Origin of the sequence: Rhizobium sp. CB3060 (assembly GCF_025200735.1) — a bacterium.
Lineage (GTDB): Bacteria > Pseudomonadota > Alphaproteobacteria > Rhizobiales > Rhizobiaceae > Rhizobium.
Window position 1 is genome coordinate 2,743,884 of sequence record NZ_CP104158.1, and the last position, 25,703, is coordinate 2,769,586.

The following is a 25,703-nucleotide window of genomic DNA, read 5'->3' on the forward strand; positions in this document are numbered from 1 at the left end:
CGAGAACTCGCAGAGACGCGCAAGGAGGGGAAACGGAGAAAAACGATAGTGCTATCGGAGACGCAGATGGAGGCATACCGCCGCCAACAAAGCAGTTGCAATTCCCTACACCTGCGTTATCCCCTTGAGGAGGACATCCCTTCAGCGGGGCGCGACATCGTCATGGATTCGATCCTCTATTCCACTCCAGACAATCCGGTGCCGGAAAACCGCACCGAGGGGTTCTTCGAGTCATTTGACGGGCGAAAGCTGCGCTACGTCGTCTTCCGCTGCGAGCAGCCGGTCGCCAAGGGCACCGTGGTGCTGATGCAGGGTCGCAACGAGTTCATCGAGAAATATTTCGAAACGATCCGCGACTTGACCAAAAAGGGTCTCTGGGTCGCAACCTTCGATCTGCGCGGCCAAGGCGGCTCCGAGCGGCTGTTGAAGGACCCGCTGCGCGGACATGTCAGACGCTTCTCGGACTATGAGCGTGACCTGACCGCCTTTCTCGACAAGATCGTGCTGCCGGATACGCGCCTGCCGTTCTTCCTGCTGGCGCACTCGACCGGTGGACTGATCGCATTGTCGGCGGCGCCGCGGCTTGCGACCCGGATCGAGCGCATGGTGCTGTCGGCGCCCTTCGTTGGCCTCACCGGCCACGGCGTCTCGCCCGGCCTCATCCGCTCTCTCTCCGGCATAGTCTGCGCTCTTGGTCTTGGCCGGATGCAGTTCAGCAAAACTATCAAGGAAAAGCCGTTTCCGGAAAATCCGTTGACGACGGACGAGCTGCGTTATCGGCGCAATATCACCATCGCAACGGCCTACCCGCAGCTCACCTTGGGACCGCCGACGGCGCGCTGGCTGCTGGAAGCATTCCGCGCGATCGATCGCGTCAACACGCCCGAACATCTCTTTTCCATCACCATTCCGACCGTGTTGATCGCGCCGACCCGCGACGGCGTCGTGCCCTATGCCGACCAGGAACGATTGTCGCGCTATTTCCGCGCAGCGCAGCTCGTGCCTATTCACGGCGCCAAACACGAGATTCTTCAGGAGCGGGACGTCTATCGCAACGCCGCCCTCGCCGCCATCAACGCCTTCATCCCCGGCAGCGATGCCGAGGCGAATACGGATATGGCGGGAGTGGGGATTTAGAGCGGGATCGCGAACCCGAAAACGTATAGCTAGCGCGACAGGATCGCCATTGCCTGATCATAGACCGCGCGGCTGCCGGCGGCGATGATCGTGCCGCCCTTTTCCGGCCGACCGCCGTCCCAGGTGGTGATGATGCCGCCCGCCTGCTCGATGACGGGGATAATGCCGCCGACATCGTAGGGCTTCAGCGAATTTTCGATGACGAGATCGACGTGACCGGCGGCGAGCAGCGCATAGGCATAGCAATCCGTGCCGTAGCGGAACAGGCGCACCTGGCTCTCAATCTCGCGATATTTTGCCAACTCCTTGCCGACGAAAAGATGCGGCGAAGTGGTGAAGAGAATGGCATTCGACAGGCTGCCGCAATCACGAACCAGCAGCCGCCTTTCGCCTTCCGGGCCGGAATAGGTCGAGCCGTTGCCGTCGGCGAAATAGCGCTCGCCCGTAAACGGCTGGTCGATCATGCCCATGACGGCGCGTCCGTTTTTCTGCAGGCCGATCAGCGTCCCCCAGACAGGCACACCGGAAATGAAGGCCCGGGTACCATCGATCGGATCGATCACCCAGACATGTTCCCTATCCAGACCGACATCGCCGTGCTCTTCGCCCAGGATGCCGTGGTCGGGAAACTCCGCCTCGATCAAGGTGCGAATCGCCACTTCGGCGGCGCGGTCGCCCTCGGTTACCGGGTCGAACCCCTGAGCCTCCTTGTTAACCACGTCGACGCCGGCGCGAAAGCGCGGCAGGGTCTCAGCCTTGGCCGCCTCGGCCAGACGATAGAAGAAGGCACGATCAGGAAGCATGGTCGATCCGGATAAATGACGGGACGGGCGAAGTCATAGCGCATAAACGCGGCGAAGCAAACCAAATGCCGTTGCGAGAGGCGGATTGCCCGGAGATCAGGCAGAAATCCAGCGATTGCCTAAATATTTTGCACCGCAATAATCTGCTTGACATTTGTGCAATGCAACAGCAATATCCCCTTACAGTCTTCTGACTGTAAATACCCTCCTTGGGTGTTTCCTCCCTAGACTTAGCCGCGCCACAAGCGCGGTTCTTTTTTGTCCGGCCTATTTGTTTCATGGGAATGGCGCGGCAGATGCGCTCGATCTCAGCCTTGGCGGGCGAGAAAGCAATTTCATTGGTTTAGGAATTGCGATACCGGACGCGCTGCATATTCAACAGCCTAGCGCAATTTCTAAGCCATTGAAATTGCCAGAGCGGGGGTCCGTTTCTTGCTGACTCTATTCAGAGACTAAGCGCGCCCTGACCTACCCCCTCTCTTGCAAAATCAGCACTTAGCTAAAGCTAAATGCTGATTTTGCTTTCTCGCCCGCAAGGGGCGAGATACCCCCTACTCCGCCGCCAGCGCCGGATCGCCTGCGTAGGATTCCACATGCTCGGCCATGCGCTTCATGAACAGGGTGATGGCTGCGGCGACGGCACCAAAATCCGACCGTTTCTCCAGCGTCGTTTCATCGACGTAGAGTGAGCGGTTAACCTCGATCTGCAGGGCATGAAGTCCACGGGAGGGGCGGCCATAATGCTCGGTGATGAAGCCGCCGGCATAGGGCTTGTTGCGCACGGCGTTAAAGCCGAGCTCGTCGAGAATCTGCATGGCGGCGCGCGACAGGTCCGCCGAGGCGCTCGTTCCGTAGCGGTCGCCAAGGATGAAATCGGGTCGCACATTGCTGCCGGCGATGCGGATATTGCCCGGCATGGAATGGCAGTCGACCAGAACGCCGAAGCCGAATTTGACATGGGTGCGGGCAATCAACCGGCGCAGCGTCGCATGGTAAGGCTTGTAGATCGTATCGATGCGCCTCAGCGCATCCTCGACCGGCACCCGGCGGGCGTAGATTTCCATGTTTTCGGCAACGATGCGCGGAATGGTGCCGAGACCGCCGGCGACTCGCAGCGAATTGATGTTGGCATAGGGCGGCAACACGCCGTCGAACATACGCGGGTCGAGCTCATAGGGCTCGCGGTTGACATCTATATAGGCGCGCGGGAAATTGGCGAGCAGCAGCGGCGCGCCGAGAGCGCTTGCCGCCGAAAACAGCTCATCGACATAATGATCTTCCGAGCGGCGAATGGCGATGCCCTGCAGGCGGGACTGGGCGATAAAATCCGGTGGATAGATGCGGCCGCTATGGGGCGAGCTGTAGACAAAGGGAATTGTCTGAGAGACGGGCTCCGATACCTCAAAAATCTCGAAATTACGCATTTCTGCGGACATCAACGTCTTTACCATGTCAACAACTTGTCGCAGCATCCATGTTGCCAGTTGCTCGCCCGCAAGTCCATACTAACTTAAGCAAAATGGCCTTATACAAAGGGCCGCTACGGAAATGCCCGAAAGCACGATCCTTAAGACAGCGAAGCGGTCTTGGGAGGCGATTATGCTGCAACGGACGAACGCGAATGGCTTTGTCCTGACCCGACCATTCACCGCTTGTTTACGGCCAACGACTAAGTTGGACGCTGGACAAGTCCAACAAGACAGAAGTTGATTAGCGAACAGATGATGACCCAGAAGATACTCCTTGCCGAAGATGACAACGACATGCGTCGGTTCCTTGTGAAGGCGCTGGAAAAGGCCGGCTACAAGGTCTTGTCCTTTGACAATGGAGCAAGCGCCTACGACCGGCTGCGCGAGGAGCCCTTTTCGCTGCTGCTTACCGACATTGTCATGCCGGAGATGGATGGCATCGAACTGGCGCGCCGCGCCACCGAGCTCGATCCGGATCTGAAGGTGATGTTCATCACCGGCTTCGCCGCTGTCGCGCTGAACCCCGATTCGAAAGCGCCGAAGGATGCCAAGGTACTTTCCAAGCCTTTCCACCTGCGCGAGCTGGTCGACGAAGTCAACAAACTCCTTGCCGCCTAAGGCTTCCGGCGGCAACGTCACAAAACCGAAAAAAAGCCTATTGACGGCTACCAAGGTTTTGTGATCTATGCGCCGCCATCGGATGGGCGTGTAGCTCAGCGGGAGAGCACTACGTTGACATCGTAGGGGTCACAAGTTCGATCCTTGTCACGCCCACCATCCTTTTCAAGGGCTTAGCGAGAAATCGCTGAGCCCTTTTCGCATAAAGGCCCCAAGGTACATCGCACCTCAATAGCGTTCAGAGTTCTGCCACCAGAAGCGCGCATTCCGCTGCTATGCTTGACCTTGGAGAGCGCTTGACTTGCTGATTGGTCGTGTCACCCTCTGAACAGAATAGAATGGATGTCTGCTATGACCCCAGCCCGGTTCACCGAATGCCTTCTGCATATCCGCTGGACGCCGCTCAACCTGGCGAGCGCTCTGCAATGCGACTTGTCTTGGGTGGAAGCGATGGAGGCTGGAAACGCTGAAGTGCCCGAAGGCTTGGCAGCATGGCTTGAAACCCTGGCGCAATGCCATGAGACGGCAGGCATTCCGACGAAGTACCGCGGGCGCGGACACGATTGATTTAGCTGCATCAGCATGACTTATGGAGGATGCAATGGATCTCACCAAGCTTCGAAACAACTATGAGCGCAAAATCGAGGAGCATGAAGAGCAGCTTCGCTCGCTGGAGGATAAGGACATACGCCATTTCCGTCAGGAAGGTGACGGGCCGCTGAAGGAAATAACCGACGAGATCAGGGCGGAATACCAGCGGCATATCGAAACTTACGCGACGCTGATCGCTGAGATTAATGCGATTTTGGGCGCCTGAGGTCGATCGCAGCGCGAGAAGCAAAGACGCCTCTATGAAAAAAGCGCCCTCCCGGTGAGGGAAAGGCGCTTCCGCGTGCGAAAAAGTCTTGACCGTTTAGCGATCCAGGAAATGCTGGAATACCGCCGTGTTCGGATAGGCGTAGGCGCCGCGGTCTATAAAGCTGTGCCGATACAAGCAACTTCTCAATGCCAGGATGTACATGCTGCTGTTGGGATCGGGGGAGCCCCGATACCAGGAGTAGGCTTCGGGTTCACAATAGTGCAGAGCCCTGTCATATCGCGCTAGAAGCACGGGATCGCTATCGGCGCGAATGCCCTGGTATGACTGGTAGTTCGAGGGTGCTTCGCCTGCAGAGACGCAAGCGAGGCTTAACATGGCCCCTAACGCTAACATCATTCTCATTTGCTTTGACCTCTCGCTCATGGCGCATCGAATTCTCGATCGCGAGGGTTGAGGATAATCGTCTTTTCGTTGATATCCAATCACATGCTGATGTTCGGCGCTTGAACGCGTCACCGTCGGGCAGGCAAGCAGAAGTTTCACCCGCAAATCGCTTGACTTCCGGTCGCGCTGTCACACTACTGTCACGCCAAAGCATTGATCGTACGGGAGGACGAGAATGGCGATCGTGAAGAAGCAGTTCTATAAAAACCACAAGCCCAACGGCGACGAATATCTGTTCCACCTCGCCCGGGACACCGACAGCGGCGAGGTCTTCGTCATCCGCCAGTCCGACTATCTCGTCGACGGTGGCAGCGAAAAGAAGATGACGCTCTATGAATTCCTGGCCGGCGGCGGCAACCGGCAGAATGCACTGCTGCAACTGATCGGCACGCTCGTGCCGGAGTGACCGGCGCCTTCCTACGTCGGCACATTAGTGCTTCGGGATTGACTGCCACATTTCGATCGGCAAACTGCGAGGGCTTCGAAAGGACCCATTCATGCGATTCGCAGGCCTTGCTATTGGACTGACAGTGATGACCGTTGCGGCTGACGCCGCCGCACAAAATTTTCCGGCGCCCGGCGCGGTGGTGGTCAGCGGCACCTGTTCCAAGCTCGTCGTGGGCAAGCTCGATGCCTCGAAAGGCTGCAAGGGTGAGATCGCCAGCGTCACGGGGCCGGATGGCTCGGTGACGTTCATCTTTTCATCCGGCGGCAAGATGCTTGGCTTCCAGGGCAACGGCCGCGGTATCAAGCCCGGCGCGACGAAGGGAACCGCGCAATTGCCGATCGAAGTCATCTCCACGGGCGCCGGCAACAAGATGACCGGCCAGGTCGGCGCCAAGGGCACCTGCACCTTCGCCAATCCGTATTCGGGCAAACCCGTCGCCATCGAATGTTCGGCGAAATCGACCGAGCTGAGCTTTGCCGCCAGCTTCCTGTCGAACGGCAAACCGCCGCACGGCAAATAAGCAAAGCCGCGCCCCGGGCCATGAGACCCGGAGCCTCAAAAAATATCCGGCTTCCAGCTTTTATTTTGAGCGGCCTTTGTGTTTCCCGCCGTGATTGGCGTCGCCAGGTGCCTCCCGCGACAGGTCAGCGCCGCTGACATGGGCCGGCACATGAACATCTTCATGCGTTGCAGGTTGCAGCGTCAAATCGACATTGTGCGGCGGCAATACCTGCGCCTGACGAAGGACGTTCGAACGCGTCCGTTTCTGCCGGCTCGGCTCCGGCTTTGCTTCTTTCGGTCTATGATGAATAGGATGGGGGCTCATGAGAGGTCCTCCTTGTCCGCTGCTCTCTATCCGACAATCAATCCGCTTCTGGGATCAGTCCTGCAACGGACATCGCCCTGCCCGCCTCAAGCCCAAACGCTCCTCTTTCCCGTTTGGTTCCGGAAATTTCTATCCTGGGGAATGCGGCAGCGTCGATCCGCCGCGCCTCTTGACGGGAACCGCAATTTCACTAACTAATGGTGGTATCTCCGCGCCTTCTGACATCGGCTGCGGATTGAACTTTGGTGCCGGGCCCCTCTGGCGAGAGTTTTAACGGCGCTCTCGCGATGTCGGTACCGCCTGCAGATGAGCCGGCGGATTTCTTTTCATGAATACACTGACCATGCCTCGCAGGCATGCCGTCTCTGGCATGCGACTATGCCTCGCGTCCGGATACATTTTTTCCGCTTTTGAGGAGGTACGCCCATGACGTCCTCTTCCTCCAAATCCATGCTCGGCTATTTCGGCTGGGCCTTCATCGTCACCATCGCAGGTCTCATCCTGGGCGGAGTGCTCGGCTGGAACATGACCGGCACCTTCGGCGGCCTGGCAACGGCCTTTTTCATCTGCCTGGTGCTGGCCGTGCTGGAGATATCGCTCTCGTTCGACAACGCCATCGTCAATGCCAACAAGCTGAAAGAGATGACGCCGGTCTGGCAGCACCGCTTTTTGACCTGGGGCATCGTCATCGCCGTTTTCGGCATGCGAATCGTCTTTCCGCTGGCGATCGTCGCCATCGCCGCCCATATCAATCCCTGGGAGGCGCTGAAGCTCGCGGCTGCCGAACCGGAGCAATATGCCGCGATCATGCATGACGCGCATCTGCCCATCGCCGCTTTCGGCGGCACCTTCCTGATGATGGTCGGCCTCACCTATTTCTTCGATCGCGAGAAGGATGTGCACTGGATCGCCTTTGTCGAGAAGGCGATGGCGCATTTCGCCACCATCAAGGGCATCGAAATCGCCTTCGTGCTGATCCTCGTCCTAGTCTTTTCCTCCCTGCTCGGTGGCGAGGATGCGACCACATTCCTCTATGCCTCCGTCTACGGTCTCCTGACCTTCCTTCTGGTCGAGGTCCTCAGTGGCTTTCTGGATGCCTCGCAAAAGACGATGAGCGCTGCCGCCAGGGGTGGCTTCGGAGCATTCCTCTATCTGGAAATCCTCGACGCCAGCTTCTCATTCGACGGTGTCATCGGCGCTTTCGCACTCACCCAAAACCTCTTCATCATCGCTATCGGCCTCGGTATCGGCGCCATGTATGTTCGCTCGATGACGGTCATGCTTGTAGAAAAGGGTACGCTCGCCCACTATCGTTACCTCGAGCATGGCGCCTTCTACGCCATCCTGATTCTCTCGGTGATCATGTATGTGCAAACGCTTATGCATATTCCCGAGGTCGTCACTGGCCTTGGCGGCGCGGCTTTGATCGGCGTCTCGCTCTGGTCGTCGATCCGCTACAACAAGCGCAACGGCACCACGCATGATCCGGCCGATGAAGAGCCCCGCGACAGAGCCAAGGCCTGACAAGATGATTCCCTGGCGTTGCCGCATAGAAATCGCGGCAACGCCTACATCTTTCGGCGGAAAATCCCACAACACGTATCTGGTCTCTCAACCGAAGCATAACTTTGATTGTTAGAATTTCCTCACTAAGATCGGGGAATGTTCGGAGTTGATGGTAAATTCGCGCTGGTGTTTTCCTGAAAAATATCGCAATGGCGAAAGCCAATTGTTCAAGGGACGCAGGTGGCGATCGCATATATTGCAGATGTCCGCGAAGCGTTCTTCAGTAAAGTGTGTAGGAGAGAGGCAGATATGGCAGCCAAAATCGTCCCAGTGATCATGGCCGGCGGCAAGGGAACACGGTTATGGCCGCTGTCGCGTGCCTCTGCGCCAAAGCAGTTCATCCAGTTCATCGGCGACAAGACGCTCTTTCAGAGCACGTTGACGCGCGTCTCCGATCCCGAACTTTACGAAGCCCCGATCGTCCTCACCAACGAAGAATTTCGCTTCCTCGTTGCCGAACAGGCGCGTGAACTCGGGCTGAAGCTGGCTGCCGTCCTGCTGGAGCCGGTTGCCCGCAACACGGCTGCCGCCGTTGCCGCCGCCGCCACGCTCGTCAGCGAACTTTTCGGCCAGGACGCCACGATGCACGTCCTCGGCTCCGATTACGAGATCGACGCCAACGGCACCTATTTCGATTGCGTTCGAACTGCCCGCGATACGGCGCTGGAAGGCAAGCTCGTGACCTTCGGCATTACACCGACCGAGCCGGCGACCGGCTACGGCTATATCGAGAGCGGCAAGGAGCTTTCGACCGGTGCGCATGCCGTCAAGCGTTTCGTCGAAAAGCCTGCCCTGGAAAAGGCGGAGGCGATGGTCGCCAGCGGCGGGTTCTACTGGAATTCCGGCATGTTCATGTTCTCCGCCGGCCAGCTTCTCGCCGAGATGCACGAATACGCACCGGAAGTCGAAAAGGCCGCCGCCAAGGCTATTGCCAAGTCGACGCGCGACCTCGATTTCACCCGCCTCGACGCAGAAGCCTTCGTCAAAAGCCCCGATATTTCCATTGACTATGCACTGATGGAAAAGACGGAGAATGCCGCCGTCGTTCCCTCGCCCTTCACCTGGTCGGATCTCGGAAGCTGGGATTCGGTCTGGAAGACCGGCAAGCGCGACGATAACGGCAACGTGGCTGCCGGCGACACGACGCTGATCAACACCAAGAATTCGCTCGTCATGACGCATGGTGTCCATCTCGCCGTGCAGGGGATGGAAGACGTCGCCGTCATCGCCAGCGAAGACGCCGTCTATGTCGGCCATCTCAAGGACAGCCAGGAAGTCGGCAAGCTGGTGAAGCTGCTCGCCAGCCAGAAGACGACGGCCAAGCTCACCGAGACCCATCCGACGTCCTATCGCCCCTGGGGCGGTTATACCTCGGTGCTGAACGGCGAACGTTTCCAGGTGAAGCGCATCTTCGTTCTGCCCGGCAAGAAGCTGTCGCTGCAGAAACATCATCACCGTTCGGAACACTGGATCGTCGTCAAGGGCACGGCGGAGGTGACGGTCGGCGAGCACGTGCAGATGCTGCGCGAAAACGAGTCGGTCTATATCCCGCTCGGCGAAGTGCACCGCCTTTCCAACCCCGGCAAGATCCTGCTGGAATTGATCGAAGTTCAGACGGGCTCCTATCTCGGCGAAGACGACATCATCCGCCTGGTCGATGAATTCGGCAGAAGCTGAGGTTTTCGACGGCATCGATTTCAAAGCGGTGGGCGAAAGCCCGCCGCTTTTATTTTTGACACCCTATGGAACGGCCCTGATTGACTGCCGAGACGCCTTGCATTCTTCCGCTGCATTGCACACACTGCCGGTGGGAACAGCAAATGCCGCACAACGTTGCGAGCTAGGCAAAGAGAAAATATGGCGATCAAAGCAAGCATTTATCATCTCACCCATTATAAATACGACAACCCGGTCCGCCTCGGCCCTCAAATCATTCGCCTGAAACCCGCTCCGCATTCCAAGACACGCGTCCTCAGTCATTCGCTGAAGGTGACGCCATCAAATCATTTCGTGAATTTGCAGCAGGACCCCTACGGCAATTATCTCGCCCGCTTCGTCTTTCCCGATCCGGTGACCGAGTTGAAGATCGAGGTCGATCTCGTTGCCGATATGACGGTCTACAATCCCTTCGACTTCTTCGTCGAAGAGGAAGCGACTAAGTGGCCTTTCGACTATCCCGAGACTATCAGCGAAGATCTGTCGATCTACATGAAGCCGGAGGAGCCGGGGCCGCGCCTTGCCGCTTTCCTTTCAACCCTCGACCGCTCCGAACAGCGCACCGTCGACATGATCGTCGGCCTCAATGCGCGGCTGCAGCATGAAATCGGCTACGTCATCCGCCTGGAAACCGGCGTACAAACGCCGGAAGAGACGCTGGAAAAGGCAAAGGGCTCCTGTCGCGATACGAGCTGGCTGCTCGTCCAGATTCTCCGCCATCTCGGCCTCGCCGCACGCTTCGTTTCCGGCTATCTCATTCAGCTCACGCCGGATCTGAAGGCGCTCGATGGGCCCTCGGGTACGGAACACGACTTTACCGACCTGCATGCCTGGGCGGAGGTCTATCTTCCCGGCGCCGGCTGGGTGGGTCTCGACCCGACCTCAGGCCTGCTGACCGGCGAGAGCCATATTCCGCTCGCCGCCACACCGCATTACCGCAACGCGGCACCGATCTCCGGCGGTTATTTCGGTGAGGCCAAGACCGAATTCGATTTCGACATGACGGTTGCCCGCGTTGCCGAGCATCCGCGCATCACCAAGCCCTTCTCCGATGAAAGCTGGGAAGCTCTGAACGCGCTCGGCGAAAAGGTCGACACCATCCTCAGGCAAGACGACGTGCGCCTGACCATGGGCGGCGAGCCGACCTTCGTCTCGATCGACGACTTCCAGTCCGATGAATGGAACACAGCCGCGGTCGGCCCGACCAAGCGCGAAAAGGCCGATAATCTGATCCGACGCCTGCGCGAACACTTCGCACCGAATGGCTTTCTGCATTACGGCCAGGGCAAATGGTATCCTGGCGAAAGCCTGCCGCGCTGGACCTTCTCGCTCTACTGGCGGCGCGACGGCCTGCCGATCTGGTCGAACCCCGACCTGATCGCCAACGAGGGCCGCAACTACAGCGTTACCGAGGACGATGCCGGTCGCCTCCTGACGGCGATCGCCGGCGAGCTCGATATCGAGCCCGACTACGTGGCGCCGGCTTTCGAAGACCCGGCCGAATGGCTGGTCAAGGAAGCGAACCTGCCCGACAATGTCGACCCGTCCAACTCGAAGCTGAAGGATCCGGAGGAACGCTCACGCATGGCCCGCGTCTTCGAGCGCGGGCTGACGCGACCGACGGGCTATATTCTGCCGGTACAGGCCTGGAATGCGCGCGCCAGCGGTCGTCGCTGGGTCAGTGAGAAATGGCGCACCCGCCGCGGCCGCATCTTCCTCATGCCCGGCGACAGCCCGGTCGGCTATCGCCTGCCGCTGAATTCGCTCGACTGGATACCGGCATCGCAATATCCCTACATCAACCCGATGGACCCGACGATCCCGCGCGAGGCACTGCCGGATTACGGTCAGGACAAGGGCCGGCCGCTGCAAGCCGCCCATTTCCAGCCCTTTGCCGGCCAGCAGCCGACCATGCCGCAATCGATCGACGAGATCGGCGGCTATGTCCGCACCGCGATCTCGGTCGAGCCGCGCGACGGGCGCCTCTGCATCTTCATGCCGCCGACGGTCAGCGTGGAGGATTACCTCGACCTCGTCGCCTCCGCCGAACGCGCGGCCGCGGCCCTGAACCTGCCTGTTCACATCGAAGGCTATCCGCCACCCCAGGACGAGCGCATCAACGTGATCCGCGTCGCTCCCGATCCCGGCGTGATCGAAGTCAACATTCATCCGGCTTCGAGCTGGCAGGAATGTGTCGATATCACCACCGCGGTCTATGAAGAGGCCCGGCAAACGCGCCTCGGCACCGACAAATTCATGATCGACGGCCGCCACACCGGCACCGGCGGCGGCAACCACGTCGTCGTCGGCGGCGCCAATCCGAACGACAGCCCGTTCCTGCGCCGGCCGGACCTTTTGAAGAGCCTGGTGCTGCATTGGCAGCGCCACCCCTCGCTCTCCTATCTCTTCTCCGGCCTGTTCATCGGCCCAACCAGCCAGGCGCCGCGCATCGACGAGGCACGTCACGACAGCCTCTACGAACTGGAGATCGCGCTGGCGCAGGTGCCGGCACCCGGTCGCGGCATCCCGCCGCTGCCCTGGCTCGTCGACCGCCTGTTCCGCAACCTTCTGACCGACGTCAGCGGCAACACGCACCGCTCGGAAATCTGCATCGACAAGCTGTTTTCCCCGGATGGACCGACCGGCCGCCTTGGCCTGGTGGAACTCCGTGGCTTCGAAATGCCGCCGAACGCCCGCATGAGCCTTGCCCAGCAATTGCTGGTCCGCGCCCTCATCGCCCGTTTCTGGCGCAATCCGATCGACGGCAAGTTCGTCCGCTGGGGCACCGCGCTGCACGACCGCTTCATGCTGCCGCATCATATCTGGCAGGATTTCCTCGATGTGCTGACGGATCTTCGGGAAAACGGCTTCGACCTTCGTCCCGAATGGTTCCAGGCGCAGCTCGAATTCCGTTTCCCCTTCTGCGGCGAAGTCGAATACGAAGGCAGCAAGCTGGAACTGCGCCAGGCCTTGGAGCCCTGGCATGTCATGGGTGAGGAAGGCGCGATCGGCGGCACCGTCCGTTATGTCGATTCGTCGGTGGAGCGGCTGCAGGTGCGGTTCGAAACCAACAATCCCTCGCGTTATGTCGTCGCCTGCAACGGCCGCGCCGTGCCGCTGACGCCCACGGGCGCCTCGGGCGTTTCCATCGCCGGCGTCCGTTATAAGGCCTGGCATCCGGCCTCGGGCCTGCACCCGGTTCTGCCGATCGATACACCTCTGACCTTCGACATTTATGATACATGGTCGAAGCGTTCGATCGGCGGCTGTATCTATCATGTTGCCCATCCCGGCGGCCGGAACTATGACACCTTCCCTGTCAATGGCAATGAGGCCGAAGCGCGGCGTTTGGCGCGATTCGAACCTTGGGGACATACGGCGGGCGGTTATAATCTGCGCACAGAATCAGTGTCGGGAGAATTTCCGCTGACGCTCGATCTGAGGCGGCCGATAGGAGTTTGAAACGGGCATACGCATGGTGGGGAAGAAACCAGCGACGGAACGGCGGGACGAGGTAAGGGCTGGCATCGGCAACGATCCGGCGTTTGCCTATTCCGCCATGCCCGGCGTCGCCGACGAAATGGTCGACAATACCGGAGCGGTACGGCCGGTCTGGCAAAATCTGCTGGCCGCGCTCGCGCGCATGCCGGAAAGGGAACTCCTGGAACGTTTCGCCCGTGCCGACCGCTATCTGCGCGACGCTGGCGTTTTCTACCGCGCCTATGGAGCAGCCGGCGTCAGCGAACGCAACTGGCCGATTTCGCACATTCCCGTTCTGATCGACGAGCGCGAATGGCAGACGCTGTCGGCCGGCCTGCAGCAACGCGCCGATCTGCTGGAGGAGGTCATCGCCGATATCTATGGCGATAACCGGCTGGTCAACGAAGGCTTGCTGCCGCCGGCGCTGATCGCCGCCAACCCGGAATTCCTGCGGCCGCTCGCCGGTGTCAAACCCGCGAACGGGCACTATCTCCACTTCCTGGCCTTCGAGATCGGCCGTGGTCCGGACGGCAATTGGTGGGTGCTGGCCGATCGTGCCCAGGCTCCGTCGGGTGCCGGTTTCGCGCTGGAGACCCGCGTCGCCACCACGCGCGCTTTCTCCGATATCTATGCAGAGACAAAAGTGCATCGTCTCGCATCCTTCTTCGGCGCCTTCCGCGACGCGTTGCAGGGTGCAAAGCGCGGCACGACCGACCGCATTGCCGTCTTGACGCCGGGGCCCGCCAACGAGACCTACTACGAACACGCCTATATTGCTCGCTACCTCGGCTTCATGCTGCTCGAAGGCGAGGACATTACCGTCGTCAACGATCAACTGATGGTGCGTACCGTCGCGGGCTTGAGGCCGATCAGCGTGCTGTGGCGCCGCCTCGATGCATCCTATGCCGACCCGCTGGAGCTCAATCAGCAATCCCATATCGGCACGCCTGGCATGGTCGAGGCGCTGAGGGCGCAAACCGTCACCATCGTCAACGCGCTCGGTTCGGGCATTCTGGAAACCCGCGCCCTGCTCGCCTTCATGCCCACCATCTGCCGGCATCTGCGTGGCGAGGACCTGAAGCTGCCGTCGATCGCTACCTGGTGGTGCGGACAAAAGACCGAGCGCGAACATGTCGCCGCGCATATCGAAAAAATGGTGATCGGCCCGGCCTATTCCTGCATGCCCTTCTTCGACGACAATGGCCAGTCAGTGCTAGGCTCGACGCTGCGCACCACCGCCAAGGAATCGATTACCGACTGGCTGCGGACGGACGGCCACAAGCTGGTTGGCCAGGAGGTCGTCACCCTCTCGACGACTCCTGCCTGGGTAAACGGCAAACTGCTACCGCGGCCGATGAGCCTGCGCGTCTTTGCCGCCCGCACCGAAAACGGCTGGCAGATCATGCCGGGCGGCTTTGCCCGTATCGGCAGCGGCGACGATGTTGCCGCCATCGCCATGCAGTCCGGCGGCTCGGCCGCCGATGTCTGGATCGTTTCCGACAAACCGGTTGAGCGCCACACGCTGCTGCCGGCCGAAGAGACCTTCACCCGCAACATGCCCGGCAGCCTGCCGAGCCGCGCCGCTGACAACCTCTTCTGGCTCGGCCGTTATATCGAACGCGCCGAAGGGGCCTTGCGCATCCTGCGCGCCTGGCACGGCCGCTTTGCCGAAGCCGCCGACCCCACTCAGCCGCTGCTTGCCGCTGTCAGCGCCTATCTCGCCGCCGTCGATATCGATACCAAGGAAGCCGTGCCGGAAAGCCTGCTGCGCAATATCGACAGCGCCGTCTATTCCGCCAGCAACATCCGCGACCGCTTCTCGCCGGACGGCTGGCTGGCGCTGAACGATCTCGCCAAGACCGCCCGCCGCTTCAAGGAAAAGGTCAAATCCGGCGACGACGCCAGTCACGCGATGACGATCCTCCTGCGCAAGCTCGCGGGCTTTGCCGGTCTCGTGCATGAAAACATGTATCGTTTCACCGGCTGGCGCTTCCTGTCGCTCGGCCGCTATATCGAGCGCGGACTGCATATGACGCGCCTGCTCGGCTACATGTCCGGCCCGGAGGCGCCCGACGGCGCGCTCGACATGCTGCTCGAAATCGGCGACAGCGTGATGACCCATCGCCGCCGCTACAACGTCAATACCGCTCGGTTGACGGTGACCGATCTGCTGGCGCTCGATCCACTTAACCCGCGCTCGATTCTCTTCCAGATGAACGAAATCCATCGGGAAGTGGAGCAATTGCCGAACGCCTTCGTCAACGGCCAGATGTCGCCCTTCTACCGCGAAGCCATGCGGCTGCATTCGGGCCTGGCCGTTATGACGCCGGAGGCCATGAACGACGAGGTCTACAAAAAGCTGGAACGGGAGCTGGAGCATCTCTCCGATCTCCTGGCCCAGACCTATCTCGGATGATGTGATGCTTTACGACCTCTCGCTGCACATGGGCTATATCTACGACGTGCCGGCCAGCGGCGCGCGTCATATCGTGCGCGTGCTACCGCTGTCGCTCGCCAACCGCCAGCGCTTGATTGCCGGCTCGCTGAAAGTCACGCCCCATCCGGACGAGCAGTCGAACTTCACCGATTTTTTCCAGCATCCAGCGACTTCGATCCTGGTGCGCAACCCCCATGAAAAGCTCGACATCCGCATGCAGGCGCGGGTGCAGGTCGAGAGCCAGCCGGTCTCCGCCGACTTCTCGCCCGTACTTGCCAAACTGCCGGATGAAATCAGCGACTGCTGGTCGATCGAGCCATCCTCGCCGCATCATTTCATCGGCACAAGCCCGCGTCTGCCGGAGACGACGGAGATCGCCGACTATGCCCGGCAATGGGCGACGACCAATCTGACGGTGATGCAGATCGCCCACGCCGTCTGCGCCCAGATCCACAAGGATTTCCTCTACGACCCCAAGGCGACGACGGTCGACACCGCGCCGAAAGAGGCATTCCGCCTGAAACGCGGCGTCTGCCAGGATTTCGCGCATGTCATGATCATCGCGTTGCGTAGCCTCGGCATTCCGGCCGGCTATGTCAGCGGCTTCCTGCGCACCATCCCGCCGCCCGGCAAGGAGCGGCTGGAAGGCGCCGATGCCATGCATGCCTGGGTGCGCATCTGGTGCGGCGAAACGGCAGGCTGGATCGAGCTCGATCCGACCAACAATATCCCGGCCGGAACCGACCATATCGTCGTCGCCTACGGCCGCGACTATTCCGACGTCGCCCCTGTTATCGGTGTGCTGAAGAGCTATGGAACCCAGAAGACGGTGCAGGCCGTCGACGTCATTCCATTAAAGCAGTAGTTTCGAATACAACCCTAAATCGGAAATATTCGCGTCATTTGCTAAAAGTCGAATGATCATCTCAACGCCGTCCTTAGAGTTTTCGCCGATAGTCGCGGTTCTGGGGCATATACTTTTTGGGCGGACGTGATGATCACTTGTTCGAGCAAATTCCGTGGCATTCAAAATCTTTTGCGCGATCGCGCCGGCAATTTCGGCATATTGACCGCGCTAGCCATTCCCGTCCTCGCGGCCGCGGCTGGCGTTGCGGTCGATGTTTCCAATATGGCTGTAACGGACAGCCAACTGCAGGAAGCGACCGATGCGGCGGCCCTTGCCACGGCAACGGCACTTGCCAATGGCAGTGCGACGACATCCAACGCCCAGCAACTGGCCGCTGACTTCGTGACCGGGCAGATGTCGAATTATCTTGCCGGCGATGCGAGTGCCACCAGCGCACTCAGGGCCGGCACGACCGCAACGGTGACGAAAACGACCGATTCGTCAGGCAATGCCAGCTATTCCGTCGTTGTGAACGCGTCCTATGCGATGCCGGTGAACGGCATGACCCGCATGCTAGGCCTCACCACGATGAATGTCGGCGCATCGAGCACGTCGGTCAGTGGCAACAATACATCCACGCAAAAGAATCCGCTGTCCATGTATTTCGTTCTCGACCGTTCTGGCTCGATGGACGAACCAACGGACACGGTCAACACCGAGCAGCCGACGACGACGTACACATATGCCTGCACGACGACCAACTCGAAAGGCAAGACCGTCAATAGTACCTGCACGGGTACGCAAACCAATTATTACACCAAGCTTCAATCGCTGAAGATCGCTACCGCGAACTTGGCGGCACAATTGAACACGGCCGACCCCAACAGCATGTATGTTCGCACTGGCGCCGACTCCTACAATTCCAGCGCCCAGACGCCGACGGCGCTCGCCTGGGGCACCAGCGGCGTCACCAGCTACGTCAACAACCTGACAGCAAGCGGCACGACAAACTCGGCGCCTGCATTCACGGCTGCAGTGACCGCCCTCACGATGGCATCCACGACGCCGGGGCTCACGAACGAACAGTTGCAGCACAAGAACAAGAACGGCTCAACGAACCCGAGTACGTATATCGTCTTCATGACCGACGGCGACAACAACGTGGCAAGCGCCGACGCAAACACCAAGATCCAGTGCGATGCGGCACGCACTGCCGGCATCCATGTCTACACGATCGCCTTCATGGCGCCCGCAAACGGCCAGGCTCTGCTGAAGTACTGCGCAACGTCGGCCTCCGACTACTTCACGCCGCAGAATGCAGCAGACCTGTTCAGCGCCTTTTCGTCGATTGCAACGCAGGCGTCAAAGAAAATGACGCTCCTGACCAAATAACAACCGGAGCGCGACGCACCGGAAACTATGAATAGATCGTAAAAACGAAAGCCGCTCCAGAATAATCCGGGGCGGCTTTCGCGCGTTAGCTAATCCGGCGATAAGAGCCGGAAAAACAATCGGAATCAAGTCTTTTTAGCGCTTTGAGAGCATTTGCCCGGTATTTTCGCATCTGCCGAATTCACTTGTTGCAACGGCTTTACATCGGTGCATAAACTGCTAGGTAAAGGCGATGGCAATTTGATTTATCAGGCGTAACGCCCTGAATATAAATCACAAATGGCGAGACTTGATAGTATGAATAACTTGACCAAGGCCAATCTCCCCGTTCCTGCTCCGCGCAGTTCCCACCCCGAAATCCTTGCGGAAGAAATCATCGAGCGCCTGACCTATCGCATCGGCAAGGATGCAAAAGTGGCCAAGCCGCACGATTGGTTGACGGCGACGATCCTTGTCATTCGCGACCGTGTCATCGACAAATGGATGGAATCGACCCGCAAGGTGTACGAGACCGGTGCCAAGCGCGTCTACTATCTATCCCTCGAATTCCTCATCGGCCGCCTGATGCGCGACGCTGTGTCGAACCTCGGCCTGATGGAGGAGATCACCAATGCGCTCTCCTCGCTCGGCGTCGACATCCGCGTCATCGCCGGCCTCGAACCCGACGCGGCGCTTGGCAACGGCGGCCTTGGCCGTCTCGCCGCCTGCTTCATGGAATCGATGGCGACCGTCGATGTGCCGGCCTATGGCTACGGCATTCGTTATGTCCACGGCCTGTTCCGCCAGCAGATGGCCGACGGCTGGCAGGTGGAACTGCCGGAAACCTGGCTTGCCCACGGCAATCCATGGGAATTCGAGCGTCAGGAAAGCGCCTATGAAATCGGTTTCGGCGGCGCCGTCGAATTCGTCAGCGGCCATGACGACCAGCCGCGCTATGTCTGGAAGCCGGCCGAACGCGTCATCGCCGCCGCCTTCGATACGCCCGTCGTCGGCTGGCGCGCCAAGCGCGTCAACACGCTGCGCCTCTGGTCGGCACAGCCGATCGACCCGATCCTGCTCGACGCCTTCAATGCCGGCGACCATATCGGCGCGCTGCGTGAAAGCAACAAGGCGGAAAGCCTGACCCGCGTTCTCTACCCAGCCGACGCGACGCCTGCCGGCCAGGAACTGCGTCTGCGCCAGGAATTCTTCTTCTCGTCGGCCTCGCTGCAGGACATCCTGCGCCGCCATCTGCAGCAGTATGACGATCTCACCAACCTCGCCGACAAGGTCGCGATCCAACTGAACGACACCCATCCGGCCGTTTCCGTCGCCGAAATGATGCGCCTTCTGGTCGATGTTCACGGCATGGAGTTCGACGCCGCCTGGGATATCACCCGCAACACCTTCGGCTACACCAACCACACGCTTCTTCCGGAAGCGCTGGAAAGCTGGCCGGTGCCGCTGTTCGAACGGCTGCTGCCCCGCCACATGCAGATCGTCTATGCGATCAATGCCAAGATCCTGGTCGAAGCCCGCAAGGCACGCAATTTCAGCGACGCAGAAATCCGCTCGATCTCGCTGATCGATGAAAATGGCGACCGCCGCCTGCGCATGGGCAATCTCGCTTTCGTCGGCTCGCACTCGATCAATGGCGTCTCGGCGCTTCACACAGATCTGATGAAGGTCACGGTCTTCTCTGATCTCCACAAGCTTTACCCGGATCGCATCAACAACAAGACCAACGGCATCACGCCACGCCGCTGGCTGATGCAATGCAATCCGGGCCTGACCAACCTCGTGCGCGAAACCATCGGCGACGCGTTCCTCGACGATGCGGAAAAGCTGAAGCCGCTCGACCAATTCGCCCGCGACAGCGCCTTCCAGGAGAAGTTCGCCGCCGTCAAACGGGCCAACAAGGTGCAGCTTTCCAATCTCGTCGCCAGCCGCATGGGTATCAAGCTCGATCCCAATGCGATGTTCGACATCCAGATCAAGCGCATCCATGAATACAAGCGCCAGCTTCTGAACATCATCGAAGCCATCGCGCTTTATGATCAGATCCGCTCGCACCCGGAACTGGACTGGCAGCCGCGCGTAAAGCTGTTCGCCGGCAAGGCAGCGCCGAGCTATCACAACGCCAAGCTGATCATCAAGCTGATCAACGATGTCGCCCGCGTCATCAACCACGACCCTTCGGTGCGCGGCCTGCTGAAGGTCGTCTTCGTGCCGAACTACAACGTTTCGCTCGCCGAGGTTATGGTTCCTGCTGCGGACCTTTCCGAGCAGATTTCGACCGCCGGCATGGAGGCATCCGGTACCGGCAACATGAAGTTCGGCCTCAACGGCGCTCTGACCATCGGCACGCTGGACGGCGCCAACGTCGAAATGCGCGACAATGTCGGTGAAGACAACATCGTGATCTTCGGCCTGAAAGCCGACGAGGTCGCCAATCTGCGCAGCGACGGCCACGATCCCCGCGCCGTCATCGAACGTTCGCGCGAATTGGCGCAGGCCCTTTCGGCCATCGCGTCTGGTGTCTTCTCCCCGGACGACCGCAGCCGTTATGCCGGCCTGATCGACGGCATCTACGCCCATGACTGGTTCATGGTCGCGGCCGATTTCGACGCCTACGCCGCCGCTCAGCGCCAGGTCGATACCCTCTGGGCCAATCCCTCCGAGTGGTACGCGAAGACGATCAACAACACCGCTCGGATGGGCTGGTTCTCCTCCGATCGCACGATCCGCCAATACGCCAAGGAAATCTGGAGAGCCGGATGAAAAAGCCGAAAAGACCCGCTGACGGCATCGCCTTGAGGGACATTTCGGCAGACGAGATTGCTGCAATTCTCGCAGGCACACATTCCGATCCATTCGCCGTCCTCGGCGTCCATCGGACGGATAATGGGTTCATCGCCCGTTGCTTCATTCTCGGCGCAGAAGCCGTCACCGCCACGGCGTTGGACGGCTCCGTCATCGGCGAGCTGGATCGTCTCGATCCAGCCGGGTTCTTTTCCGGTAATATCACGGTCACCAAGCAGCAGCCGGTGCGCTATCGCGCCCGGCGCGGCGATTCCGAATGGGCGGTGACCGATCCCTACAGCTTCGGTCCGGTCCTCGGTCCGATGGACGACTACTTCGTCCGCGAGGGTACCCATCTGCGCCTGTTCGACAAGATGGGCGCTCACCCCTTGAAGCACGAAGGCGTACAGGGCTTTCACTTCGCCGTCTGGGCGCCGAATGCGCAGCGCGTTTCGGTGGTCGGCGACTTCAACAATTGGGACGGCCGCCGGCACGTCATGCGTTTTCGCTCGGACTCCGGCATCTGGGAAATCTTCGCGCCGGACGTTCCAGCCGGCGTCGCCTACAAGTTCGAAATCCGCGGCCATGACGGCGTGCTCCTGCCGTTGAAGGCCGACCCCTTCGCCCGCCGCAGCGAACTCCGGCCGAAGACCGCTTCGGTCACCGCCACCGAAATGACCCAGGTCTGGGAAGACGAGGCCCACCTCGAACATTGGGCCAGTGTCGATAAGCGCCGCCAGCCGATCTCGATCTACGAGGTACATGCCGCCTCATGGCAGCGCCGCGACGATGGTTCCATGCTCTCCTGGGACGAGCTTGCCTCGCGCCTCATTCCCTATTGCGTCGACATGGGCTTCACCCATATCGAATTCCTGCCGATCACCGAACATCCTTACGATCCGTCCTGGGGCTATCAGACCACCGGCCTCTATGCGCCGACGGCCCGCTTTGGCGAACCGGAAGGCCTGGCGCGCTTCGTCAACGGCTGCCACAAGGTCGGCATCGGCGTCATCCTCGATTGGGTGCCGGCGCACTTCCCAACCGACGAACACGGTCTCGGCTGGTTCGACGGCACAGCGCTCTACGAGCACGAAGATCCACGCAAGGGCTTCCATCCTGACTGGAACACGGCGATCTACAATTTCGGCCGCACCGAAGTTCTCGCCTACCTGCAGAACAACGCGCTCTATTGGGCCGAGAAATTTCATCTCGACGGCGTGCGCGTCGATGCCGTCGCCTCGATGCTCTATCTCGACTATTCCCGCAAGCACGGCGAATGGATCCCGAACGAATATGGCGGCAACGAGAACCTGGAAGCGGTTCGCTTCCTGCAATCAATGAACACCAGGCTTTATGGTTCGCACCCGGGCGTGATGACCATCGCGGAGGAATCGACCTCCTGGCCGAAAGTCTCGCAGCCGGTCCACGAAGGCGGCCTCGGCTTCGGCTTCAAGTGGAATATGGGCTTCATGCACGACACGCTGAGCTATCTCGCCCGCGAGCCCGTGCATCGCAGATATCACCATAACGAACTGACCTTCGGCCTGATCTATGCTTTCTCGGAAAATTTCGTTCTGCCACTCTCCCATGACGAAGTGGTGCACGGAAAGGGATCGCTGATCGCCAAGATGGCGGGCGACGACTGGCAGAAATTTGCGAACCTGCGTGCCTATTACGCTTTCATGTGGGGCTATCCGGGCAAGAAGCTGTTGTTCATGGGCCAGGAATTCGCGCAATGGAGCGAGTGGAGCGAAGCACGTGCGCTGGATTGGAACCTTCTGCAGTACCGCATGCATGAAGGCATGCGACGCCTGGTGCGTGATCTCAACTTCACCTATCGCAGCAAAGCAGCGCTGCATGCCCGGGACTGCGAAGGCGAAGGTTTCGAGTGGTTGATCGTCGATGACTTCGAGAATTCGGTCTTTGCCTGGCTGCGCAAGGCGCCGGGCGAAAAACCGGTCGCGGTCATCACCAATTTCACGCCGGTCTACCGCGAGAATTATACTTTGCGCCTCCCGACTGAGGGGCGGTGGCGCGAAATATTGAACACCGATGCCGATATTTACGGTGGCAGCGGCAAGGGCAATGGCGGGCGCGTGCAGGCCGTCAGTGCGGGCGGAGGCATACAAGCGACGATAACGCTACCTCCCCTGGCGACGATCATGCTTGAACCGGAATCTTGAAATCATCACAGACAGGGAGGACTAAAATGGTAGAAAAACGTATCCAGCCACTGGCCCGCGACGCCATGGCCTACGTTCTTGCCGGTGGCCGGGGCAGCCGCCTAAAAGAGCTGACCGACCGCCGCGCCAAACCTGCCGTCTACTTCGGCGGCAAGGCTCGCATCATCGATTTCGCGCTGTCCAACGCGCTGAACTCCGGTATCCGCCGCATCGGCGTCGCCACCCAATACAAGGCGCACTCCCTCATTCGCCACCTGCAGCGTGGCTGGAACTTCCTGCGTCCGGAGCGTAACGAAAGCTTCGACATCCTGCCGGCCAGCCAGCGCGTTTCCGAAACGCAGTGGTACGAAGGCACGGCCGACGCCGTCTATCAGAACATCGACATCATCGAGCCCTATGGTCCGGAATACATGGTCATCCTCGCCGGCGACCATATTTACAAGATGGACTATGAATGGATGCTGCAGCAGCACGTCGATTCCGGCGCCGATGTCACCATCGGCTGCCTCGAAGTGCCGCGCATGGATGCCGTCGGCTTCGGCGTCATGCATGTCGACGAGAAGGACCGGATCATCGACTTCGTCGAGAAGCCGGCGGACCCGCCGGGCATTCCCGGCAATCCCGATTTCGCGCTGGCGTCGATGGGCATCTACGTCTTCCACACGAAGTTCCTGATCGAGTGCCTGCGCCGAGATGCCGCCGATCCGAATTCCAGCCGCGACTTCGGCAAGGATATCATCCCCTACATCGTCAAGAACGGCAAAGCCGTCGCCCATCGCTTCACGCAGTCCTGCGTGCGCTCCGATTTCGAGCGCGAAGCCTATTGGCGCGATGTCGGTACGGTCGACGCCTACTGGCAGGCCAATATCGACCTCACCGCCGTGGTGCCGGAACTCGACATCTACGACAAGTCCTGGCCGATCTGGACCTATGCCGAAATCACCCCGCCGGCCAAGTTCGTCCATGACGACGAGGACCGCCGCGGTTCGGCCGTCTCCTCCGTCGTTGCCGGCGACTGCATCATCTCCGGCGCAAGCCTGTCGAACAGCCTGCTGTTTACCGGCGTGCGCGCCAACTCCTATTCCAAGCTGGAAGGGGCCGTCGTGCTGCCGAGCGTCAAGATCGGCCGTCGCGCCCAGCTAAAGAATGTCGTCATCGACCATGGCGTCACCATTCCGGAAGGCCTGGTGGTCGGCGAAGATCCGGAACTGGACGGCAAACGCTTCCGCCGCACGGAAAGTGGTATCTGCCTGATCACCCAGACGATGATCGACAAGCTGGATATCTGACATATGAAAGTTCTTTCGGTTTCGTCCGAAGTCTTCCCTTTGATCAAGACAGGGGGCCTGGCCGATGTGGCCGGCGCCCTGCCTATCGCTCTCAAGCCCTACGGCGTCGAAACGAAGACCCTGATCCCGGGCTATCCCGCCGTTATGAAGGCCATTCGCAATCCGGTGGCCCGTCTCGAGTTTTCCGACCTGCTCGGTGAAAAAGCGACGGTCTTCGAAGCCGAGCATGACGGAATTTCCCTCCTCGTCCTCGACGCACCGGCCTACTATAACCGCACCGGCGGCCCCTATGTCGACGCTGCCGGCAAGGATTATCCCGACAACTGGCAGCGTTTCGCTGCCCTGTCGCTCGCCGGCGCGGAAATCGCCGCCGGTCTGCTGCCCGGCTGGCGGCCGGACTTGGTGCATGTCCATGACTGGCAGTCGGCCATGGTGCCCGTCTACATGCGTTACTATCCGACACCGGAACTGCCGAGCGTCCTCACCGTCCACAACATCGCCTTTCAAGGCCAGTTCGGCGCCGACATCTTCCCCGGCCTGCGCCTGCCTGCGCATGCCTTTTCGATCGAAGGTGTCGAGTATTACGGCGACGTCGGCTTCCTGAAGGGCGGCCTTCAGACCGCTCTTGCACTGACCACCGTCAGCCCTTCCTATGCGGAGGAAATCCTGACGCCGGAATTCGGCATGGGCCTGGAAGGCGTCATCGCCAGCCGGGCAAATAGCCTGCACGGAATTGTGAATGGCATCGACGACGGTATCTGGAACCCGGAAACCGATCCGATGATCGCGCAGACCTATGGCGCCACGACGCTGAAAGACCGCGCCGCGAACCGCAAGCTCGTGGTCGAGCATTTTGGTCTGGACGATGATGACGGCCCGATTTTCTGCGTCGTCAGCCGTCTGACCTGGCAGAAGGGCATGGATCTGCTTGCCCGCATTTCCAGCGATATCGTCCGGATGGGCGGCAAGCTCGCCATCCTCGGCGCCGGCGATGCCGCCCTCGAAGGCGCACTTTTCGCCGCCGCCGGCCGTCATCGCGGCCGCGTCGGCGTTTCCGCCGGCTATAATGAACCGATGTCGCATCTGATGCAGGCCGGCTGCGACGCCATCATCATTCCGTCCCGCTTCGAACCCTGTGGCCTCACGCAGCTTTATGGCTTACGCTATGGCTGCCTGCCGATCGTTGCGCGTACGGGTGGCCTCAACGACACCATCATAGATGCCAACCACGCCGCGCTGCAGGCAAAAGTCGCGACCGGCATTCAGTTTTCGCCCATCACTGCCGATGGGCTGCTGCAAGCCGTACGCCGCGCCATGCACCTTTTCCAGGATCGAAAGGTCTGGACGCAGATGCAAAAGCAGGGCATGAAATCCGACGTATCCTGGGGCAAGAGCGCAGAACGCTATGCAGCCCTCTACTCCAGCCTTGTCTCGAGAGGCGCTTAAT

At 60.1% G+C, this 25,703-nt stretch carries 20 protein-coding genes and 1 tRNA gene; 17 read left to right on the plus strand and 4 right to left on the minus strand.

All coding sequences use genetic code 11. From position 1 onward, the window contains the following. The first annotated feature begins 162 nt into the window (after positions 1-162). A complete protein-coding gene (locus tag N2601_RS13320; protein ID WP_260303979.1) occupies positions 163-1,137 on the plus strand; it encodes an alpha/beta fold hydrolase in 975 nt (324 codons plus the stop codon). A 29-nt stretch (positions 1,138-1,166) separates the two neighbouring features. Here N2601_RS13320 and hisN read toward each other — a convergent pair whose 3' ends face one another. Both hisN and N2601_RS13330 read right to left on the minus strand, forming a co-directional pair. Further along, positions 1,167-1,940: a histidinol-phosphatase gene (hisN, locus tag N2601_RS13325; RefSeq protein ID WP_104824268.1), complete on the minus strand. Its 774-nt coding sequence runs from the start codon at positions 1,938-1,940 to the stop codon at positions 1,167-1,169. Between the two features lie 551 nt (positions 1,941-2,491). Continuing rightward, positions 2,492-3,376 carry an N-formylglutamate amidohydrolase gene (locus tag N2601_RS13330; protein ID WP_104825205.1) on the minus strand — a complete coding sequence of 295 codons (885 nt, stop codon included), beginning with the start codon at positions 3,374-3,376 and terminating at the stop codon, positions 2,492-2,494. A gap of 288 nt (positions 3,377-3,664) precedes the next feature. Here N2601_RS13330 and cpdR1 point away from each other — a divergent pair, with 288 nt between their 5' ends. The 4 genes from cpdR1 to N2601_RS13350 all read left to right on the plus strand — a co-directional run bounded on the left by cpdR1 (position 3,665) and on the right by N2601_RS13350 (position 4,844). After that, positions 3,665-4,027: a response regulator CpdR1 gene (gene cpdR1, locus N2601_RS13335; protein WP_004117561.1), complete on the plus strand. Its 363-nt coding sequence runs from the start codon at positions 3,665-3,667 to the stop codon at positions 4,025-4,027. Positions 4,028-4,111: 84 nt separating this feature from the next. Beyond that, a tRNA-Val gene (locus N2601_RS13340) sits at positions 4,112-4,186 on the plus strand. Positions 4,187-4,378: 192 nt separating this feature from the next. Further along, positions 4,379-4,594, plus strand: a complete 216-nt coding sequence (locus N2601_RS13345; RefSeq protein ID WP_104824269.1) for a hypothetical protein — start codon at positions 4,379-4,381, stop codon at positions 4,592-4,594. 34 nt (positions 4,595-4,628) lie between these two features. Then, positions 4,629-4,844: a hypothetical protein gene (locus tag N2601_RS13350; protein ID WP_104824270.1), complete on the plus strand. Its 216-nt coding sequence runs from the start codon at positions 4,629-4,631 to the stop codon at positions 4,842-4,844. Between the two features lie 96 nt (positions 4,845-4,940). Here N2601_RS13350 and N2601_RS13355 read toward each other — a convergent pair whose 3' ends face one another. After that, positions 4,941-5,249, minus strand: coding sequence for a hypothetical protein (locus N2601_RS13355; protein ID WP_104825206.1), 309 nt, complete (start codon positions 5,247-5,249; stop codon positions 4,941-4,943). 217 nt (positions 5,250-5,466) lie between these two features. Between N2601_RS13355 and N2601_RS13360 the strand changes: the two genes are divergently transcribed. After that, the gene (locus tag N2601_RS13360) at positions 5,467-5,697 is read left to right on the plus strand and encodes a hypothetical protein (RefSeq protein WP_104824271.1); all 231 of its coding nucleotides are present in this window, start codon (positions 5,467-5,469) and stop codon (positions 5,695-5,697) included. 91 nt (positions 5,698-5,788) lie between these two features. Beyond that, a complete protein-coding gene (locus N2601_RS13365) occupies positions 5,789-6,259 on the plus strand; it encodes a hypothetical protein (protein ID WP_104824272.1) in 471 nt (156 codons plus the stop codon). Between the two features lie 60 nt (positions 6,260-6,319). Here N2601_RS13365 and N2601_RS13370 read toward each other — a convergent pair whose 3' ends face one another. Then, positions 6,320-6,565: a hypothetical protein gene (locus N2601_RS13370; RefSeq protein WP_104824273.1), complete on the minus strand. Its 246-nt coding sequence runs from the start codon at positions 6,563-6,565 to the stop codon at positions 6,320-6,322. 426 nt (positions 6,566-6,991) lie between these two features. Between N2601_RS13370 and N2601_RS13375 the strand changes: the two genes are divergently transcribed. The 10 genes from N2601_RS13375 to glgA all read left to right on the plus strand — a co-directional run bounded on the left by N2601_RS13375 (position 6,992) and on the right by glgA (position 25,702). Then, entirely contained in the window at positions 6,992-8,089 is a 1,098-nt protein-coding gene (locus N2601_RS13375; RefSeq protein WP_104824274.1) for a DUF475 domain-containing protein, read from the plus strand. Positions 8,090-8,380: 291 nt separating this feature from the next. Next, on the plus strand, positions 8,381-9,808 hold the full coding sequence (locus N2601_RS13380) for a mannose-1-phosphate guanylyltransferase/mannose-6-phosphate isomerase (protein WP_104824275.1): 1,428 nt from the start codon (positions 8,381-8,383) through the stop codon (positions 9,806-9,808). Between the two features lie 180 nt (positions 9,809-9,988). Further along, entirely contained in the window at positions 9,989-13,309 is a 3,321-nt protein-coding gene (locus N2601_RS13385; RefSeq protein WP_104824276.1) for a transglutaminase family protein, read from the plus strand. A 16-nt stretch (positions 13,310-13,325) separates the two neighbouring features. Beyond that, positions 13,326-15,743 carry a circularly permuted type 2 ATP-grasp protein gene (locus N2601_RS13390; protein WP_104825207.1) on the plus strand — a complete coding sequence of 806 codons (2,418 nt, stop codon included), beginning with the start codon at positions 13,326-13,328 and terminating at the stop codon, positions 15,741-15,743. 4 nt (positions 15,744-15,747) lie between these two features. Next, complete coding sequence (locus N2601_RS13395) at positions 15,748-16,629, plus strand: transglutaminase family protein (protein ID WP_104824277.1); 882 nt, start codon at positions 15,748-15,750, stop codon at positions 16,627-16,629. Positions 16,630-16,758: 129 nt separating this feature from the next. After that, entirely contained in the window at positions 16,759-18,003 is a 1,245-nt protein-coding gene (locus N2601_RS13400; protein ID WP_104824278.1) for a vWA domain-containing protein, read from the plus strand. 297 nt (positions 18,004-18,300) lie between these two features. Then, positions 18,301-20,763: a glycogen/starch/alpha-glucan phosphorylase gene (locus N2601_RS13405; RefSeq protein ID WP_104824279.1), complete on the plus strand. Its 2,463-nt coding sequence runs from the start codon at positions 18,301-18,303 to the stop codon at positions 20,761-20,763. Then, positions 20,760-22,967 carry a 1,4-alpha-glucan branching protein GlgB gene (glgB, locus tag N2601_RS13410; RefSeq protein WP_260303139.1) on the plus strand — a complete coding sequence of 736 codons (2,208 nt, stop codon included), beginning with the start codon at positions 20,760-20,762 and terminating at the stop codon, positions 22,965-22,967. Before N2601_RS13405 ends, glgB begins: the two co-directional genes overlap by 4 nt. A gap of 26 nt (positions 22,968-22,993) precedes the next feature. Continuing rightward, positions 22,994-24,256 carry a glucose-1-phosphate adenylyltransferase gene (gene glgC / locus N2601_RS13415; RefSeq protein WP_104824281.1) on the plus strand — a complete coding sequence of 421 codons (1,263 nt, stop codon included), beginning with the start codon at positions 22,994-22,996 and terminating at the stop codon, positions 24,254-24,256. Positions 24,257-24,259: 3 nt separating this feature from the next. Next, a complete protein-coding gene (gene glgA / locus N2601_RS13420; protein ID WP_104824282.1) occupies positions 24,260-25,702 on the plus strand; it encodes a glycogen synthase GlgA in 1,443 nt (480 codons plus the stop codon). Position 25,703: the final 1 nt, after the last annotated feature.

Coding starts and splice junctions, on each gene's coding strand:
- N2601_RS13355 (WP_104825206.1), bottom strand. CDS start 5,249: ATGAGAATGATGTTAGCGTTAGGGGCCATGTTAAGCCTCGCTTGCGTC.
- N2601_RS13365 (WP_104824272.1), top strand. CDS start 5,789: ATGCGATTCGCAGGCCTTGCTATTGGACTGACAGTGATGACCGTTGCG.
- N2601_RS13375 (WP_104824274.1), top strand. CDS start 6,992: ATGACGTCCTCTTCCTCCAAATCCATGCTCGGCTATTTCGGCTGGGCC.
- N2601_RS13405 (WP_104824279.1), top strand. CDS start 18,301: ATGAATAACTTGACCAAGGCCAATCTCCCCGTTCCTGCTCCGCGCAGT.
- N2601_RS13385 (WP_104824276.1), top strand. CDS start 9,989: ATGGCGATCAAAGCAAGCATTTATCATCTCACCCATTATAAATACGAC.
- hisN (WP_104824268.1), bottom strand. CDS start 1,940: ATGCTTCCTGATCGTGCCTTCTTCTATCGTCTGGCCGAGGCGGCCAAG.
- N2601_RS13370 (WP_104824273.1), bottom strand. CDS start 6,565: ATGAGCCCCCATCCTATTCATCATAGACCGAAAGAAGCAAAGCCGGAG.
- N2601_RS13360 (WP_104824271.1), top strand. CDS start 5,467: ATGGCGATCGTGAAGAAGCAGTTCTATAAAAACCACAAGCCCAACGGC.
- N2601_RS13400 (WP_104824278.1), top strand. CDS start 16,759: ATGATCACTTGTTCGAGCAAATTCCGTGGCATTCAAAATCTTTTGCGC.
- N2601_RS13345 (WP_104824269.1), top strand. CDS start 4,379: ATGACCCCAGCCCGGTTCACCGAATGCCTTCTGCATATCCGCTGGACG.
- N2601_RS13350 (WP_104824270.1), top strand. CDS start 4,629: ATGGATCTCACCAAGCTTCGAAACAACTATGAGCGCAAAATCGAGGAG.
- cpdR1 (WP_004117561.1), top strand. CDS start 3,665: ATGACCCAGAAGATACTCCTTGCCGAAGATGACAACGACATGCGTCGG.
- glgC (WP_104824281.1), top strand. CDS start 22,994: ATGGTAGAAAAACGTATCCAGCCACTGGCCCGCGACGCCATGGCCTAC.
- N2601_RS13330 (WP_104825205.1), bottom strand. CDS start 3,376: ATGTCCGCAGAAATGCGTAATTTCGAGATTTTTGAGGTATCGGAGCCC.
- N2601_RS13320 (WP_260303979.1), top strand. CDS start 163: ATGGATTCGATCCTCTATTCCACTCCAGACAATCCGGTGCCGGAAAAC.
- N2601_RS13380 (WP_104824275.1), top strand. CDS start 8,381: ATGGCAGCCAAAATCGTCCCAGTGATCATGGCCGGCGGCAAGGGAACA.
- glgB (WP_260303139.1), top strand. CDS start 20,760: ATGAAAAAGCCGAAAAGACCCGCTGACGGCATCGCCTTGAGGGACATT.
- glgA (WP_104824282.1), top strand. CDS start 24,260: ATGAAAGTTCTTTCGGTTTCGTCCGAAGTCTTCCCTTTGATCAAGACA.
- N2601_RS13395 (WP_104824277.1), top strand. CDS start 15,748: ATGCTTTACGACCTCTCGCTGCACATGGGCTATATCTACGACGTGCCG.